Source organism: Bradyrhizobium sp. (assembly GCF_035309285.1).
Lineage (GTDB): Bacteria > Pseudomonadota > Alphaproteobacteria > Rhizobiales > Xanthobacteraceae > Bradyrhizobium.
On sequence record NZ_DATGFH010000169.1, the window covers coordinates 39,878 to 55,571 of the forward strand.

Annotated in this window: 13 protein-coding genes; 7 read left to right on the forward strand and 6 right to left on the reverse strand. The window is 64.0% G+C overall.

From position 1 onward, the window contains the following. Positions 1-73 precede the first annotated feature (73 nt). Entirely contained in the window at positions 74-1,258 is a 1,185-nt protein-coding gene (locus tag VKR55_RS30415) for a GNAT family N-acetyltransferase (protein ID WP_324409092.1), read from the forward strand. Here the strand turns inward: VKR55_RS30415 and VKR55_RS30420 are convergent. Then, positions 1,255-3,465: a GumC family protein gene (locus VKR55_RS30420; RefSeq protein ID WP_324409093.1), complete on the reverse strand. Its 2,211-nt coding sequence runs from the start codon at positions 3,463-3,465 to the stop codon at positions 1,255-1,257. The two genes, VKR55_RS30415 and VKR55_RS30420, sit on opposite strands and share 4 nt — an antisense overlap. 284 nt (positions 3,466-3,749) lie before the next feature. Here VKR55_RS30420 and VKR55_RS30425 point away from each other — a divergent pair, with 284 nt between their 5' ends. The 3 genes from VKR55_RS30425 to VKR55_RS30435 all read left to right on the forward strand — a co-directional run bounded on the left by VKR55_RS30425 (position 3,750) and on the right by VKR55_RS30435 (position 7,989). After that, complete coding sequence (locus VKR55_RS30425; RefSeq protein WP_324409094.1) at positions 3,750-4,880, forward strand: glycosyltransferase family 4 protein; 1,131 nt, start codon at positions 3,750-3,752, stop codon at positions 4,878-4,880. Positions 4,881-5,018: 138 nt separating this feature from the next. Continuing rightward, positions 5,019-6,545 carry an undecaprenyl-phosphate glucose phosphotransferase gene (locus VKR55_RS30430; protein ID WP_324409129.1) on the forward strand — a complete coding sequence of 509 codons (1,527 nt, stop codon included), beginning with the start codon at positions 5,019-5,021 and terminating at the stop codon, positions 6,543-6,545. Positions 6,546-6,678: 133 nt separating this feature from the next. Next, the gene (locus tag VKR55_RS30435) at positions 6,679-7,989 is read left to right on the forward strand and encodes an O-antigen ligase family protein (protein ID WP_324409095.1); all 1,311 of its coding nucleotides are present in this window, start codon (positions 6,679-6,681) and stop codon (positions 7,987-7,989) included. A 350-nt stretch (positions 7,990-8,339) separates the two neighbouring features. Here VKR55_RS30435 and VKR55_RS30440 read toward each other — a convergent pair whose 3' ends face one another. Continuing rightward, positions 8,340-8,864: a MarR family winged helix-turn-helix transcriptional regulator gene (locus VKR55_RS30440; RefSeq protein ID WP_324409096.1), complete on the reverse strand. Its 525-nt coding sequence runs from the start codon at positions 8,862-8,864 to the stop codon at positions 8,340-8,342. Between the two features lie 93 nt (positions 8,865-8,957). Here VKR55_RS30440 and VKR55_RS30445 point away from each other — a divergent pair, with 93 nt between their 5' ends. Continuing rightward, positions 8,958-10,199: an FAD-dependent monooxygenase gene (locus VKR55_RS30445; RefSeq protein ID WP_324409097.1), complete on the forward strand. Its 1,242-nt coding sequence runs from the start codon at positions 8,958-8,960 to the stop codon at positions 10,197-10,199. Here VKR55_RS30445 and VKR55_RS30450 read toward each other — a convergent pair. From VKR55_RS30450 to VKR55_RS30465, 4 genes are all read right to left on the reverse strand, one after another. Beyond that, positions 10,150-11,331, reverse strand: a complete 1,182-nt coding sequence (locus tag VKR55_RS30450; protein ID WP_324409098.1) for a saccharopine dehydrogenase family protein — start codon at positions 11,329-11,331, stop codon at positions 10,150-10,152. The two genes, VKR55_RS30445 and VKR55_RS30450, sit on opposite strands and share 50 nt — an antisense overlap. A gap of 132 nt (positions 11,332-11,463) precedes the next feature. After that, entirely contained in the window at positions 11,464-12,246 is a 783-nt protein-coding gene (locus VKR55_RS30455; protein ID WP_324409099.1) for a DUF169 domain-containing protein, read from the reverse strand. A 240-nt stretch (positions 12,247-12,486) separates the two neighbouring features. Beyond that, on the reverse strand, positions 12,487-13,386 hold the full coding sequence (locus VKR55_RS30460; RefSeq protein ID WP_324409100.1) for a division plane positioning ATPase MipZ: 900 nt from the start codon (positions 13,384-13,386) through the stop codon (positions 12,487-12,489). A 118-nt stretch (positions 13,387-13,504) separates the two neighbouring features. Beyond that, positions 13,505-14,341 (reverse strand): YdcF family protein, encoded by an 837-nt coding sequence (locus VKR55_RS30465; RefSeq protein WP_324409101.1) that lies wholly within the window; start codon positions 14,339-14,341, stop codon positions 13,505-13,507. A gap of 98 nt (positions 14,342-14,439) precedes the next feature. Between VKR55_RS30465 and VKR55_RS30470 the strand changes: the two genes are divergently transcribed. Next, positions 14,440-15,381 (forward strand): acetamidase/formamidase family protein, encoded by a 942-nt coding sequence (locus tag VKR55_RS30470; protein ID WP_324409102.1) that lies wholly within the window; start codon positions 14,440-14,442, stop codon positions 15,379-15,381. Between the two features lie 87 nt (positions 15,382-15,468). Then, complete coding sequence (locus VKR55_RS30475) at positions 15,469-15,675, forward strand: hypothetical protein (RefSeq protein WP_324409103.1); 207 nt, start codon at positions 15,469-15,471, stop codon at positions 15,673-15,675. Positions 15,676-15,694 lie beyond the last annotated feature (19 nt).

The window sequence follows — 15,694 nt, forward strand, 5'->3', positions numbered from 1 at the left end:
TTGTTGACACTTGTTTGCAAAGGTCGGCTGGAGACGAAGAGCGTAAATTTTTGCCTTTCAAACAGGTTTTGCGATGACCATCGCTGCCGCGATCGAAAGCCGGGCAGATGCGCCAGCACGGTCGCGGTCAAGCCGCATTGCGCGCGTCGATCTCATCAGCGACCTTGGCGCAGTGGAGACGATCTGGCGCGAGCTCGAGACGCGCCAGCTCGCGACGCCCTATCAACGCTTCGACCTGCTCTCGACCTGGCTGGCAGACGTGGGTCAACGCGAAGGCGCCCTGCCCTGCATCGTGACCGCCCGCGACGACGCGGATGACCGTCCGCTGTTTCTTTTGCCGCTCGTGCTTCGCCGGCATCACGGCGTCCGCATCGCCTCCTTCATGGGCGGCAAGCACACCTCATTCAACATGGCGCTGTGGGACAAGGACTTTGCCCGCGAGGCGACCGGCGCCGACCTCGCCGCGCTGCTTGCCGGCTTGCGCGCACACAATGCGGTCGATGTCCTGGCGCTGACCCAGCAGCCGCGGCATTGGCAGGATCAGCTCAATCCGCTCGCCATGCTGCCCAAGCAGCGCTCGGTGAACGACTGCCCGGTGCTGACCATGGTGCCGGACGATCCGCCGACCAACCGGATCAGCAACTCGTTCCGCCGGCGGCTGAAAAGCAAGGAGCGCAAGCTGCAGGCGCCCGGCTACCGCTATTACGTCGTCAATAACGAAACCGACATCGAGCGGCTCTTGAATTGGTTCTTCCGCGTCAAGCCGATGCGGATGGCCGAGCAAAAGCTCCCTGATGTGTTCGCCGAACCCGGCGTCGCCGACTTCGTCAGGAAATGCTGCCACACCAGGCTTCCGGGCGGCGGGCACCTGATCGACATTCACGCGCTCGAATGCGACGACGAGGTGATCGCGATCTTTGCCGGCGTCGCCGACGGTCACCGCTTCTCGATGATGTTCAACACCTACACCATGTCCGGCCGCTCGCGTTACAGCCCGGGCCTGATCCTGATGCGGCACATCATCGACCATTATGGCGAGCGGCGCTATCGCGCGCTCGATCTCGGCGTCGGCTCGGACGACTACAAGCGGCTGTTCTGCAAGGGCGACGAGCCGATCTTCGACAGCTTCATTGCGCTGACCTCGCGCGGCAAGCTCGCGGCGATGGCGATGTCAGGCCTCAACCGCACCAAGCGGCTGGTCAAACACAACGGCTTCCTGCTCGGGCTCGCGCAGCGCCTGCGCCGCACATTTCGCTAGGCGGCCACCACGCGCGCGCCGCTGTCGTGCGTATTGCCGGCGGTTGCCGGCCGGTCCAGCATCGTCACGTCAGAGAAACCGACGGCCTTGAGCTGCTCGCACATCAGGTTGCGCGCATCTTGCGCCATCGAGGTTTCCGGCACCACGACCGCGCGCGCTTTCGCGGTCAGGAGCTCGGCCGGCAAGTCGGCTGCGCTGCCGGCGTCGAGCAGCACGTGGTCGTAGACCCTGAGCAGCGCGTCGAGCGCGAGCGTCAGCCGCGGAGACTGCAGATGGACGCGATCGAAGCCGGGGCGTCCGGCGTTGACGATATGGACACGCGACAGCCGATCCTTGGTGATCACCTGCGAGAACGAAACCTCGCCCTGCATCAGCTCCGCAAGTCCCGGCGCCAGGGGATCGGCCGAGATCGCCGCCATCGTCGGCGACGAGGCCGCAAGATCGACCACGACCACGCGCGAGTCGCGCGCAAGCTGGCGCGCCAGCGTCAGCGCGGTCAGCGTGATGCTCTCGCCCGAGGCGGTGCCGAGGATCGTCACCTTGTGTCCCGCCTCACCGGCATTGCGAAGCGTTTCAGCCAAACCGTCTATTTCGTTCAGCCGCGCCGTGACCTCCTGCTGTGGCTCGCTCAGGGCCGGCGCGAAGGCCGGAGCGGCCACGCGCTCGACTTCCGCGGATGGCTCGGCTTTCGCCTGAACCGCCGCGATCGGCGCAGTCAGCGCCGATACGGCGCGCGGCGCCGTCATCGCGAGCAGTTCACCGGTCACGATCAGGCCGCTCGACAGCAGCAGGGTCGCAAGCATCGCGATCAGCACGATCGGCAGCTTCTTCGGATAGGCCGGGGTATTGGAAACGATGCCGCGGGAAATGATGCGACCATCTGACGGCGCGGCGTCGATATTTTCGCGCGTGGTCGCTTCGCGGTATTTCGCCAGATAGGACTCAAGCAGGTCGCGCTGCGCCTTGGCTTCGCGTTCCAGCGCGCGGAGCTGGACGTCCTCGCCGTTCTTGGAAGAAGCCTGCTTCTTCAACTGGTCAAGGCTGGCGGACAGGCTCTCCACCCTGCCGCCGGCAATGCGGGCGTCATTGTCGAGCGAGCGCGAGATCTTGCCGGCCTCGTCGCGGATCTGCTGGTCGAGGTCGGCAATCTGCGCCTTCAATTCCTTGATGCGGGGATGGTTGTCGAGCAGGGTCGACGCCTGCTCGGCGAGCTGTGCGCGCAGCGTCACCCGCTGCTCGAACAGGCGCCGCATCAGCTCGGAATTGAGGATCTCCGAGGCCTCGATCGGCTTGCCGCTCAGAAGCATATCGCGGATCAGCCGCGCCTTGGCTTCCGCATCCGATTTCAGCGCACGCGCGTTGTTGAGCTGGGTGTTCAATTCACCCATCTGCTGGTTGGACAGCGTGGTGTTGTTGGTGCCGACGAACAGGTTCGACTTCGAGCGGAAATCCTCCACGCGCGCCTCGGCCTCGGAGACCTTGGTGCGCAGATTGTCGATCTCGCCCGACAGCCACTGGCTCGCCGCCTTGGCCTGCTGCTGGCGCGCATCCTGCTGCAGCACCAGATAGCCCTCCGCGATCGAGTTGGCGACCTTGGCCGCGAGATCGGGATCGCGGGACTGGAATTCCACGACGATGACGCGAGACTTGTCGACGGCATAAGCGGTGAGCCGATCGTAGTAAGCATCCAGCACGCGCTCTTCCGGCGTCATCGAGAACGGATCGCGGCCGATGCCAAACAGCGCCAGCAGCGACTTCAACGGCGACAAGCCGCTCAGCACGGGATCGAATTCGGGCCGTTCGGCGAGCTTGTTCTTCTTGATGATCTCGCGCGCGAGATCGCGCGACAGCACGAGCTGCACCTGGCTGGTCACGGCCTCGGCGTCGAGGGCGGCGCGCTCCTCGCTGCGATCGCCGTTCGGCCGCAGGAACACGTTCTCGCGGCCGTCGATCAGGATGCGCGCTTCGGATTTGTAACGGGGGGTGATGAGGTTGACGATCGCCATCGAGAGAACGAGGGCGAGCAGGGTCGGCGCGATGATCAGGCCGCGCTTGCGCCTGAGCGCATCGCCAAGCGCACGCAGATCGATATCGCCCGACCCGGACGCCGACGCCGCAACCGCTTTTGCAGGAGCCGGCGCAGGCTTTGCGACCGGCTTTTCAGCCTGCGCCTCATCCTTGCCCTTACGCCACAACGCAAAACGCATCGCACTCTCCCGCGGACGCCACGACTCCACCCAACCTTTGGCGATTACACTCAATTAAGGTTGAGGCTGGGTTAATCCGGCCCAATTTGAGGCGGGAATGCGACTCGCAAAACTGCTGCAGTCATGTTTTGTTAACCATGAAAGTCCTTAATCGGAATCGCCTTTTCCCTGAAGGTTGTCTTATGCCGCGCGTTCGCGCCGCCGTCCATTTCTGCCCCATGCGCGCCGCCCGCAGGATTCCCTGCAGATGGCAGCATATGCCGGCACCTGTTGGCTTTTAGACGATGCCCACGCCAGACCAGCCGCTCAAAATCCTTCACGCTGTGCGCGCGCCGGTTGGCGGCATTTTCCGCCACATCATCGATCTCGCCAACGGCCAGGCCGATCGCGGCCACCAGGTCGGCATCATCGCCGACAGCCTCACCGGCGGCGAGCGCGCCACGAGCGCACTCGCCGAGATCGCCCCTCGCCTTGCGCTCGGCGTGCACCGCATCGCCATTCACCGCGAGCCGTGGCCGACCGACCTCCTGGTGTGGATGCGCTTCCGCAGCCTGATCGCCAGGTTGAAGCCCGACGTGCTGCATGGTCACGGCGCCAAGGCGGGTGCCTTCGTCCGTCTGAAGCCGCGCTCCGACAATGCTATCCGTGTCTACACGCCGCATGGTGGCTCGCTGCACTACCCTCTCAATACGCTCAAGGGCAAGGTCTACAGCCGTCTCGAGCGCGCGCTGATGAACAAGACCGATCTGTTCCTGTTCGAAAGCGCGTTTGCCCGCGACACCTTTCAGCGTACGATCGGCGCACCGAAGGGGCTGGTGCGCTGCGTCTTCAACGGCGTCACCGCGGACGAATTCGATCCCGTGGCGAAGGCGGACGACGTCACCGACATCGTCTATGTCGGCGAGTTCCGCCACATCAAGGGCGCCGACCTCCTGATCGACGCAGTCGCGCGGCTGCATACCGACGGCAAGCCGGTCACGTTGACGCTCGCCGGCGACGGCGAGGAAATGGCGGCCCTGAAGGCGCAGGTCGAGCGGCTCGGGCTGAGCCCGTCGGTTCGTTTCATCGGTCATGTCAAGGCGCGTTACGGCTTCTCCAAGGGCCGGCTGCTCGTGGTTCCTTCGCGCGGCGATTCCATGCCCTATGTCGTGATCGAAGCAGGCGCTGCCGGCATCCCCATGGTCGCGGCCAATGTCGGCGGCATCCCCGAGATCTTTGGTGTCTATAACGACGCGCTGTTTGCTCCCAACATCGTCGGCGCGATCGCGGATGCCATCGAGATCGCAATGGAGGATCCGAACGCCACAGCCCAACGCGCCAAGGCGCTGCGCGAGCGCATCTTCCTGCAATTCTCGCAAAAGGCGATGGTGGAAGGCGTGCTGGCCGGCTATCGCGACGCCTTCGCCAATCATTAACCATCCTTTGCCAAGCTAACCGTTTCTTCCGATTTGTCCTCTAAGCCGTGAGCGGGGGGAATTCCGCCATGAGGCGCGCACACCTATGTGCTCGCCCAAGAACGGACGTGGACAGTGGAACCGATCAACGCACGCTCGATGTTGGATGCAGCCGCGACCGCCGCTGCGACCGCGACCGGAGGCCGGCCGCAGGTCGAGCGGCGCAGGCGGCTCTCGCCCGCGGCTCTTGCGGTCACCAATCAGAAAGTCCGCCCTGCTTATTCGCCGATCGTGATCGCGGGCGTCGTCCGCGTGATCGACTTCGTGCTGCTCAGTATCATCGGCGTTGCGATCTATCGCTTCTACGTGGTGCCCCTCTCCGGCTTTCACTGGGAGTACGTTGCGGCGATCATCGGCATGGCGGTCGCCGCCGTGATCTGCTTCCAGGCCGCCGACATCTATCAGGTGCAGATCTTCCGCGGCCAGCTCCGCCAGATGACGCGGATGATCTCGTCCTGGGCCTTCGTGTTCCTGCTCTTCATCGGCGCCTCCTTCCTCGCCAAGCTCGGCGGCGAAATCTCCCGGCTCTGGCTCTCCGCCTTCTTCTTCATCGGACTTGCCGCCCTGATCGTCGAGCGCCTCTCCGTGCGCGCGCTGGTGCGCCGCTGGGCGCGGCAGGGCCGGCTCGACCGCCGCACCGTGATCGTCGGCTCCGACACGAACGGCGAACAGCTCGTCTCCGCGCTCAAGAACGAATATGACAACGACATCCACGTGCTCGGCGTGTTCGACGACCGCAACGACGACCGCGCGCTCGACACCTGCGCCGGCAGTCCGAAGCTCGGCAAGGTCGACGACATCGTCGAGTTCGCGCGCCGCACCCGCGTCGATCTCGTGCTGTTTGCGCTGCCGATCTCGGCCGAGACGCGCATCCTGGAAATGCTGAAGAAGCTGTGGGTGCTGCCGGTCGATATCCGCCTCTCCGCCCATACCAACAAGCTGCGCTTCCGTCCCCGCTCCTACTCCTATCTCGGCAAGGTACCGACCCTCGACGTGTTCGAGGCGCCGATCACCGACTGGGACCTGGTGATGAAGTGGCTGTTCGACCATGTGGTCGGCTCCATCGTCCTCCTGATGGCGCTGCCGGTGATGGCGCTGGTCGCGCTTGCGATCAGGCTCGACAGCCCGGGCCCGGTGCTGTTCCGGCAGAAGCGCTTCGGCTTCAACAATGAGCGCATCGACGTCTTCAAGTTCCGCTCGCTCTACCATCACCAGGCCGATCCGACCGCCTCCAAGGTCGTCACCAGGGACGATCCGCGCGTCACCCGCGTCGGCCGCTTCATCCGCAAGACCAGCCTTGACGAGCTGCCGCAGCTCTTCAACGTCGTCTTCAAGAGCAACCTCTCGCTGGTCGGCCCGCGCCCGCACGCGGTGCAGGGCAAGCTGCAGACCCGCCTGTTCGACGAGGCCGTTGACGGCTATTTCGCCCGCCACCGCGTCAAGCCCGGTATCACCGGCTGGGCCCAGATCAACGGCTGGCGCGGCGAGATCGACAACGAACAGAAGATCCAGAAGCGCGTCGAGTTCGATCTCTACTACATCGAGAACTGGTCGGCGCTGTTCGACACCTACATTCTGCTGAAGACGCCGCTGGCGCTGCTGACGAAGAATGAGAACGCGTATTGAGCGTTCGAAGTGCTTGATTGACGTCATTGCGAGGAGCGAAGCGACGAAGCAATCCAGACTTATCGCGGGAAAGATATGGATTGCTTCGCTTCGCTCGCAATGACGTGACTGGTATGAGTTGAGTGAGCATCCAATGGCGTATGCGACCACAGCCGAAGCCTCTCTGTCGCCGGTCGCGGCGCCCGGCGTGCGCGCGCTGCAGCGGGCGCTGGTGTGGCTGGTGGGCGCCTCCGGCGCCGTCGTCTTCATCGAGCCGAGCCCCTATGAGTTCGTCACGCTCGTGGCCGCCGCGCTGTTCTTTGCCACAGGCTTGCGACTGCGGTTGGTATTCATGCCGCTTCTGTTGCTGATCGTTACGCTCAACGTCGGCTACAGCATCGGCGCCATTCCGCTGCTTGCTGATTCCGACGTCTTCAGCTGGATCGCAACCTCCTGGTACATGGCGTTCACCGTGATCTTCCTCGCCATGGTGTTATCGGAGGATACCGCCGCACGGCTCGACATGCTCCGCCGCGGCCTCATCGTCGGCGCGATGATCGCTTCGCTCGCGGCGATTGCGGGCTATTTCAACCTCGTGCCCGGCGGCCACGATCTCTTGACGCTCTATGAGCGCGCGCGCGGCACCTTCAAGGACCCGAACGTGCTCGGTGCGTTCCTGATCCTGCCGGCGCTGTTCGTGCTGCAGACCATCGTCACCGCGCGTTTCGGCAAGGCGTTGCGCAGCGCGATCGCGTTTGCCATCATGTCGCTTGCGATCCTGCTCGCGTTCTCGCGCGCGGCGTGGGGCGGGTTGATCCTCACCTCCGCCTTCATGCTGGCGCTGATGGTGCTCACCAGCCGGTCACGCGGCGAACGTTCGCGCATCGTGATCATCGCGGTCATCGCCGTCCTCGCCGCCGCGCTGCTGCTTGCGGTGCTGCTGTCCTTCGACTCGGTTGCGGAGATGTTTCGCCAACGCGCGAGCTTCGAGCAGAGCTATGACGAAGGCCGGTTCGGCCGGTTCGGCCGCCATATCCTCGGCGCCCAGATGGCGCTCGATTTGCCATTCGGCATCGGGCCGCTGCAATTCCACCACTACTTCCCGGAAGATACCCACAACTCCTATCTCAACGCATTCATGTCCGGCGGCTGGATCTCCGGCGTCTGCTATCCTGCGCTGGTGTTCGTCACTGTCGTCCTCGGGTTCAGGCACATCTTCGTCCGCGTGCCCTGGCAGCGCGCATATCTTGCGATCTTCTCCGCTTTCCTCGGCACGGTCGGCGAAAGCTTTGTCATCGACACCGACCATTGGCGGCATTTCTGGATGATGCTGGGCGCCATGTGGGGCATGTTTGCAGCCGCCCAGCCCTACAAGGCGGCGGATGGCCCGCCTGTCGAAATCAGACCCGCGCTTTCCTCGCAAAAGAACCGCACCAGCCAAAGTCCGCCTCATGCGAGGGCTTGACTCGCGCGAACAAAAAGCGAACATTGAGGCAAATTTCGAGGAGGGGGCGACCGATGCGAGCACGAATTTTCCTGACGATGGCGATTGCCCTGGCGGTGCCCGTCCAAGCGCGGGCTTCCTGCGAATGCCGGTGCGTCGGGGGTTCGATGCAGGCGCTCTGCAGCAGTTCGATCGATATTCCCCCGATCTGCCCGGAGACGACCTGCGCCCTTCCGCCGCCCTCGATCGCGCCGATCCGAACGCCACCTCTTCCGCCGCTTGGCACGTCTCGGTGCACCCAGCGGCAGGTGCTCAATCCCGCAACTCAGCAATATGAGTGGCGAGACATCTGTCGTTGATAGGGACGACGCCTATTTTGCCGCCCGCGGTTTCGCGGCGCGGCTGCCTTTCTCCTTCGGCTCGGCCTCCATCACGGTCTTGAGCGCGGTCGTCGCCTCAAGGATCGACTGGTTGCACTCGGCCGCGTAGCGCAGCAGGAGTTTCAGCTCGGAATCCGTGTAGCGCTCGGCCTGTTTCTGCATCGCTCGCTGCATCAGCGCGTAGAAGCGTCCGATCTCCATCATTCGTTCCGGCACCGGCGCGATGAACACCTTGCGCCGGTCGCTCTCGTCGCGCTCGCGGCGCACGAAGCCGGCCTTCTCCAACCGGTCGACGACGCCGGTGATCGCGCCGGTGGTGAGACCCGTCAGCTCCGCAAGCCGGCCGGCGGTCATGCGGCCCTCCATGTTGAGGAAATCCATGCAATCCATGTCGGACGAGGATATGCCGGCGCGATCGGCCACGGCTTTCGCGAACATGGTTCCCTGCGCGGAAGCCTTGCGCATCGCGTTCTCGAGTTCCTGCAGCAGCACGGCGCGCGCTTTTGTCCTTGACAAGGCCGGTCCTATATCTTAGCTCGGATATATCTTAGAGACTAAGATATTTAGTCTCTGTGAATCTTTACCTCGCTGAGACACCAGGAGCAAGCCATGACGAAACATCCCCGCAAGGCCCTCATCATCGGCGCCGGCATCGCCGGCCCCGTCACCGCGATCCTGCTCAAGCAGGCGGGGATCGAAGCGCAGGTGTTCGAAGCCCGGCCGCATTCGACCGGTATGGGCGGCGGACTGCAGATCGCCCCCAACGGCATGCATGTGCTGGCCGAGGCCGGCGTCGCCTCGGAATTGGTCCGCCGCGGCTCGGTCTGCCAATCGATCGACTTCTACTCGCAATCTGGCGCGCCGCTCGGCTCGGTCAACCGCAACATGGCAGAGCGGTTCGGCCAGCCCGCGGTCAGCATGCGCCGGGCCGTCCTGCACGAGGTCCTGATCGACAAGGCCTGGTCCTCCAGCGTCGAGCTCTATTTCGAAAAGCGGCTCGGGCGCATCGAGGATCGGCCCGACCGGCCCATTGTCGCGCACTTCACCGACGGCTCCAGCGCCGAAGGCGATTTTCTGATTGGCGCCGACGGCGTGCACTCGGCGGTGCGCGAGCACGTCGTGCCTGACGGCCCAAAGCCTTTTGACACGGGCCTGGTCGGCTTCGGCGGCTTCGTGCCGCGGGCGCTCCTGGAGGCGGCAGGCGCAAAGCCCAGCCTCGCCATGACCTTCGGCCAGAGCGGCTGCTTCGGCTACGGCTATTGCAGCGACGAGCGCGAGCTCAGCGCCATGTGCTGGAGCACCCAGCCCGCGCACGGCATCGACGCCGCGACCTTCCGCGCCATGGATCAGGCGGCGCTCCGCCGTCACCTCCGCAAATACCATGCGGACTGGCACGATCCGATTCCGCAACTCATCGACGCGCTGGAGGAGATCATCGTGACCGCAACGCTCGACGTTGCGACCCTGCCGAACTGGTCGCGCGGCCGAACGCTTCTGATCGGCGACGCTGCTCATGCCACGAGCCCCCATGCCGGCCAGGGCGCTTCGCTGGCGCTCGAAGACGCCTTCCGGCTCGTATGCGCGCTGCGCGACGAGCATGAGATCCGCACCGCCTTCCAGGCGTTCGAGCACGAACGCCGCCCGCGCGCGGAGCGCATCGTGGCGCTGGCCCGCCGCAACGGCAACCAGAAGCGCGAGTTCAGCCGCACCGGCGCCTGGCTCCGCGACCGCATGATCAAGGTCATGATGCCCTTCAATGCGCGGAGCTGGGACTGGATCTATGGCTATGACGCCCGCGCGCTCAGTGCTCGACCTGAAACGTCAGCCCGGCGTGATCGATTAGCCGCTTGATCAGTCTGTGTTGCATCGCCGCGCCCGGCGTCCAGAAACCCGCTGGCACGTCGGGCGTATCGCGCAGAAGACAAATTGCGCATTCGGAGATGATCTTTGAGGTCGAACCATAGCCAGGATCGCGGTCGCCTTTCACTGAGATGCGGGCTTCGCGGCCATCGGGCCCGACCGCGATATAGAGCAGATCGTAGAGGCCGTTCTCCTGCTCTTCCTTCGAAGGCCCCTCACCCGGCTTGCGCGCATTCGGCCCCGTCTTCTCGTTGTTGGCCGCCATTACCTTCTTGGCGTTGGCCTCGCCTTTCTCGCCAGGGCCGGTCAAAACCATCTCGTCGTAAACGAACTCCCTGCCGTAGGGAAAACCCATCAGCATGTTGGAGCGATGGACGTTGCGCGTGTTGATGAGCGCCATTGTAAACGGCGCGGTCCATGACTGCATATCTTCTTCGTAAACGGGCTTGTTCCCTTTCGGCTGCCTCGCGCCTTTGAAGCCGGGCGTGAGCGCGAAGGGATCGTTCAGGATGGCCACCAAGCTGAGATCCTTGGCCACGGCCTCGAAGCTCGCGCGTCCGCTCGCCGCGGTGCCGCCCGAAAAGGTGCCGCGCATGTCGCGCACGCGGCCCTTGACGCGCGAGCTAGGGGCGCCAAACACGCGCTTCGCTTCTTCTTGGACGCAAAAGGTCCCGAGCTCGAACGGCACGGAGTCGAAGCCGCAAGAAAAGACGATGCGCGCGCCGCTCGCCTTTGCCGCCGCCTCATGCCTGTCGATCATTTGCCGCATCCACACCGGCTCGCCGCAGAGATCGAGATAGTCCGTGCCTGATGCGGCGCAGGCCGCTATCAGCTCGTTGCCATACCACTGATACGGACCCACCGTTGTCAGCACCGACCTGGTCTGGCCCACCATCGCCTTCAGCGCATCGAGGTCGCTGGAATCGGCCGCGATCAGCGGCGTGTCCGCAGGCGCGCCGATCGCGTCGCGCACCGATTTGAGCTTGTCGAGGCTGCGCCCGGCCATCGCCCATTTCAGGTCCTTGTCGTTCTTGTAGCGCGTGGCGATGTATTCGGCGACGAGCTGGCCGGTGAATCCGGTTGCGCCGTAGACCACGATGTCCAATTTCGACGAAGATTTCATTGTTTATTCCTGAGATTTGCCGGTCGTCATTGCGAGCGAAGCGAAGCAATCCATACCTTGCATGACGCGCAATGGATTGCTTCGTCGCTTCGCTCCTCGCGATGACGGTTGGTGATGCGATTGCTCTTGCGCCTATTTCTTCCCGTAACTCACGCCCATCCCGGCGCGGACGTCGCTCTGGATGCCGTAGGGCGCGATCGGATAGCGCAGGCCGTTCTTTGCAAGCTGCTTCATGCCCGCGATCGCCTTTGCAAGGTGCGCAGGCTGGAGCGCCATTAGCATCTCCTCGTCGGGAACGCCACCATAGCGGCGCTCGGCGAAGCAGGGCAACGACAGGCTCGGCTCACCGGTCTTCAGCGCCCGCCCCCACGAATCCGCACACGCCGTCTCGCCGACCACGCCCCATTCGAACTTCCTGTAGCCGGTATATTGCAGGCCGTTGATCAGGATGATCATCTGCCCCGGCGTCGCGTAGACGAGGCAGATGTCGGGCGGGTTGAGCCGGCCCGACGTCAGTGGGCTCACCGCCATCGCCTGGTACTGTCCGAACGGCACGACATCGAGCGCCTCCTGCCGCTTGCGCGCGTCCTCCGCGGTGCCATGCCAGACGCCGACATAGTTGGTGCCCGCAAGCCACTTCTCGTCCTGGGGGCTAAGCCCGATCACGGCGCGGCACTGTGCGCCCACGAGATCGTCTGCCGTGATTCCGACGGTCCAGCCAAGGCGAGAAGCCATGCTGACGATCTGGTCGGTGGTGTGAATCGCATTGGGCCGGCGGATTTTTGGAATCGCCTCCATGTCCGCAACATTCGCGAACATCTTGATGCCGGTGACCGTCGTCTTCAACCGCAACAGGCTGTTGAGATCGGCGACCATGCCGGCAAGGTCGAAGGATTCAGGCGTTTGTTGCTGCATGGCGTCGTCTCCCGGAGTGCGTCGGCCTGCGATCCTAGTGCCGGAAGGCGTGGCCGGGAAGAGCGTCTCGCCGCTTGTTGCCGTCATTGCGAGCCAACGGGTCCGCGCGACCCGATGACAGGCTCCGCGAAGCAATCCATAGCGCTCCGCGGAGACGGTCTGGATTGCTTCGTTGCTTGCGCTCTTCGCAATGACGGTGCCAAACGCAGCGAATGGCGGATGCCGGTCGCACCCGCAGCCTCAGATAATCTCTTCCAACAGCAGCGGCTTGTCCTTGCACCTGAGCCACTCCGCGCGCGCCGCGGCACGACGAACGCCGCGATCGTCGACGGGTAGCTGCAGGCGATCCATCAGTGCGCGCATTTCCTGCTGGGCCAATTGAGAATCGCCCTGACAAGTCGCAAGCGTAATCTCGTCCGGGGCATCGAACGCGGTCAGACCCAGAGGAAAGAGCCGGCGGTAGACCGCCCGCTCGGCACATCCGCCCACATCACGGAAGCCAAGCCGCATCGCAAGCTCGGCGAGACGGGGCGTCACCAGCGGCGGATCGTACGCGCCGTTGACGATGACGACCCAGTCGACGAAGGCCGGATCAAGCTGTCGACGCCGCTTGCGGGCGGCGCCAACCGCGGTGGCATAGTAGCCCGTCCGGGTGACCTCCTGGGTCAGGGGATCAATCAGGCCCAATGCACAAAGGTCGAGGAAGCTGTCCCGCAGAGGAGTCAGGATCGTGTCGGCGATCAAATGCACAACACGGGTCAGATAGCTGTCATGGGACGGCGTATCGATTACGAGGAAGTCGCACGAGGATTCAACGCGCTCGACCGCCTGCTGCAGCCATTCCACCTCAAGCGCTTCGATCTCATCGGTCCTTGTGCCGCTGGCCTCGGGGATCTGGCTGTGCTGCGGAAGCTCAAGGTCGATATGGCGATGGTGCGCCCATTGCTCGCGAGCCTCCACATAGCGCGTCAAGCCGCACTGGTCAGCGTCCAGATCGAGGGTTCCTACTCTCTGCCCGGCCCTCAAAAGGCCGATCGCTACGTGCATCGCGAGTGTCGTCTTGCCGGAGCCTCCCTTCCCACTGCCGACAACAATCACATGAGGTGCACTTCGCAATCCGCGAAGCGCTCCGTACTGCATTCAGCTGCTCCCGCACCTTGCGAGATTTCCGTTCGGCGCCTGCTCAACGCTGCGCCAAGGACCAGAACTGCAAAACAACGATCGAAGAGCGCATAAGTTCAACATGAGCGTTGCGACTTTAGTGCACGTGCGCGCGAGCGGCCGATTCCGCGATCGCTCTTTCAGGGCCCGGAAAAAACATACCTATCCTTCCGGTGATCCGGTAAGCGAGGAGCCCTATCCACTCGCGCACTGCGAGATCGGTGCGCGCAAAACCGTCGTTGGCGATCGTCGAAAACGCGAGCGCATCGCGCAGGCCTGGTCCGACGTGCCAATCCACGGGGTAAGGCTCGACCGGAAATCCGACCTTGCGGAACAAGCCGACCGAGCGCGGCATGTGATAGGCCGAAGTCACGAGCAGCCACCGCTCGCCCGGCTTCGGTTGGGCGAGTTCTTTGGTGAAGAGCGCATTTTCATAGGTGTTGCGCGAGCGCCTTTCCATGGTGAGCCGCGCCTTGTCGACACCGAGGCTTTCGAAGATCGTGCCGGCATAATCGGCCTCGCGGGCATCATGAGAGATCAGGTTGGGGCTGCCGCCGGTGAAGATGATGCGGGCGTTCGGATAGCGGCGGGCGAGTGCGGCGGCGGCCACGATGCGGTCGGCCGCGCTGCGGATCACAGGCCGATCATACTCGACCGAGAGATCGGCATCGATCGGACCGCCCAGCACGATGATGCCGTCCGGCGCGCGCACCGCGTCCCATTGTGGAAACCGGCTCTCCAGGGGATACAGCAGCAAGCTTCCAAGCGGCGAGAAAGCACAGAGCGCGAGCAGCCCGACCGAGACGATCAGAAGCCGGCGGCCGGCCCGCGCAAATCGTGTCGTCAAGAGTAGCAGGCCCACCACGCCGAGACCGACCAAAAAGTTCGTCGGCAGCAACATGACGCCGAGCGTTTTTGACAGTGCGAAAAACAAGGGAAGCCTCGCCCATTATCTGCTAAAGCGTCATACGCTGTCCTTGCGCATAGCCCAAGCCCCCGCTTTCTCCCTCGTTCGCTGCCGAAATTCTGCACATGACGCATCATCATCTCCATTCCAGCCCAGAGACCTGCCACTGGGGCTTCTTCGAAGCCAGGCTGAAGCCCGTGCTCACCATCGAAAGCGGCGACGAAGTGACCGTCGAGACCATCTCGGGCGGCCCGGACACGGTGCCGGACAGGGCCAAATTTCATGTGCCGCCGGAACTGCTTGAGGTGCATGCGAGAAGCGAGCGCATGGTGCCCGGCCATATCCTGACCGGACCCATTGCTGTTCATGGCGCGGAGCCCGGCGACGTACTCGAAGTGGATATCCTCGACGTGCAGCTTCGGCAGGACTGGGGCTACAACCTGATCCGCCCGCTGGCCGGCACCCTGCCCGACGATTTCCATGAGCCGCGGCTCATCAACATCCCGCTCGACCTGAAACGCATGGTCGGCCTGATGCCCTGGGGGCTCGAATTGCCTTTGAAGCCGTTCTTCGGCGTGATGGGCGTCGCGCCACCGCCGGCTTGGGGCCGCATCACCTCACTGATCCCGCGGGCGATGGGCGGCAATCTCGACAACAAGGAACTCTGCGCAGGCGCAAAACTCTATCTGCCGGTGTTCGTGCCGGGCGCGCGGTTCTCCTGCGGCGACGGCCACGGCGTGCAGGGCGACGGCGAGGTCTGCGTCACCGCGATCGAGACGGCGCTCAAGGGCCGCTTCCGGCTCACGCTGCGCAAGGATATCCGGCTCGACTATCCCCGCGCGGAGACGTCGACGCACTACATGACCATGGCGATGGACCCCGACCTCGACCAATGCGTGGTCCGCGCGCTGCGCGACATGATCGTGCTGATCGGAGAGAGACGGAACCTGTCGCGCGAGGACGCTTACACGCTCTGCAGCCTGGCCGCCGATTTGCGGGTCACCCAGACCGTGAACGGCTCCAAGGGCATTCATTGCATGATCGAAAAGAAGGTCGTTCACGGCTAGCACGCCGCCACATGTCGTTAGCTTGCGATCGGTTCGCGAGCAACGCCGATCGGCGATGCGATCAGCCGCTGACTCCGGGTCACGATCTTGCGCACGGTGGCGCCGCGCCGCGCCGAGATCGCCGCCTACATCCGCAAGGTGGTCGATAACTGGGATGAGACGCTGGTGAAGCGGACCGAGCTTCCGGCCGGCCGCGACGGCAATATCCGCATCAACGGCACGCTGGTCCGGCGGCCTCGTCGGGCACATCATCTTCAACGTGGCGCGTTGGTTCGGCGCAACGGGCTAGTATAGTCCGTCCAACGGACGAACT

Excerpts from the sequence above, each read along its gene's own strand:
- VKR55_RS30425 (WP_324409094.1), top strand. The coding sequence starts at position 3,750 with ATGCCCACGCCAGACCAGCCGCTCAAAATCCTTCACGCTGTGCGCGCG.
- VKR55_RS30420 (WP_324409093.1), bottom strand. The coding sequence starts at position 3,465 with ATGCGTTTTGCGTTGTGGCGTAAGGGCAAGGATGAGGCGCAGGCTGAA.
- VKR55_RS30435 (WP_324409095.1), top strand. The coding sequence starts at position 6,679 with ATGGCGTATGCGACCACAGCCGAAGCCTCTCTGTCGCCGGTCGCGGCG.
- VKR55_RS30430 (WP_324409129.1), top strand. The coding sequence starts at position 5,019 with ATGTTGGATGCAGCCGCGACCGCCGCTGCGACCGCGACCGGAGGCCGG.
- VKR55_RS30455 (WP_324409099.1), bottom strand. The coding sequence starts at position 12,246 with ATGCAGCAACAAACGCCTGAATCCTTCGACCTTGCCGGCATGGTCGCC.
- VKR55_RS30470 (WP_324409102.1), top strand. The coding sequence starts at position 14,440 with ATGACGCATCATCATCTCCATTCCAGCCCAGAGACCTGCCACTGGGGC.
- VKR55_RS30445 (WP_324409097.1), top strand. The coding sequence starts at position 8,958 with ATGACGAAACATCCCCGCAAGGCCCTCATCATCGGCGCCGGCATCGCC.
- VKR55_RS30460 (WP_324409100.1), bottom strand. The coding sequence starts at position 13,386 with ATGCAGTACGGAGCGCTTCGCGGATTGCGAAGTGCACCTCATGTGATT.
- VKR55_RS30415 (WP_324409092.1), top strand. The coding sequence starts at position 74 with ATGACCATCGCTGCCGCGATCGAAAGCCGGGCAGATGCGCCAGCACGG.
- VKR55_RS30450 (WP_324409098.1), bottom strand. The coding sequence starts at position 11,331 with ATGAAATCTTCGTCGAAATTGGACATCGTGGTCTACGGCGCAACCGGA.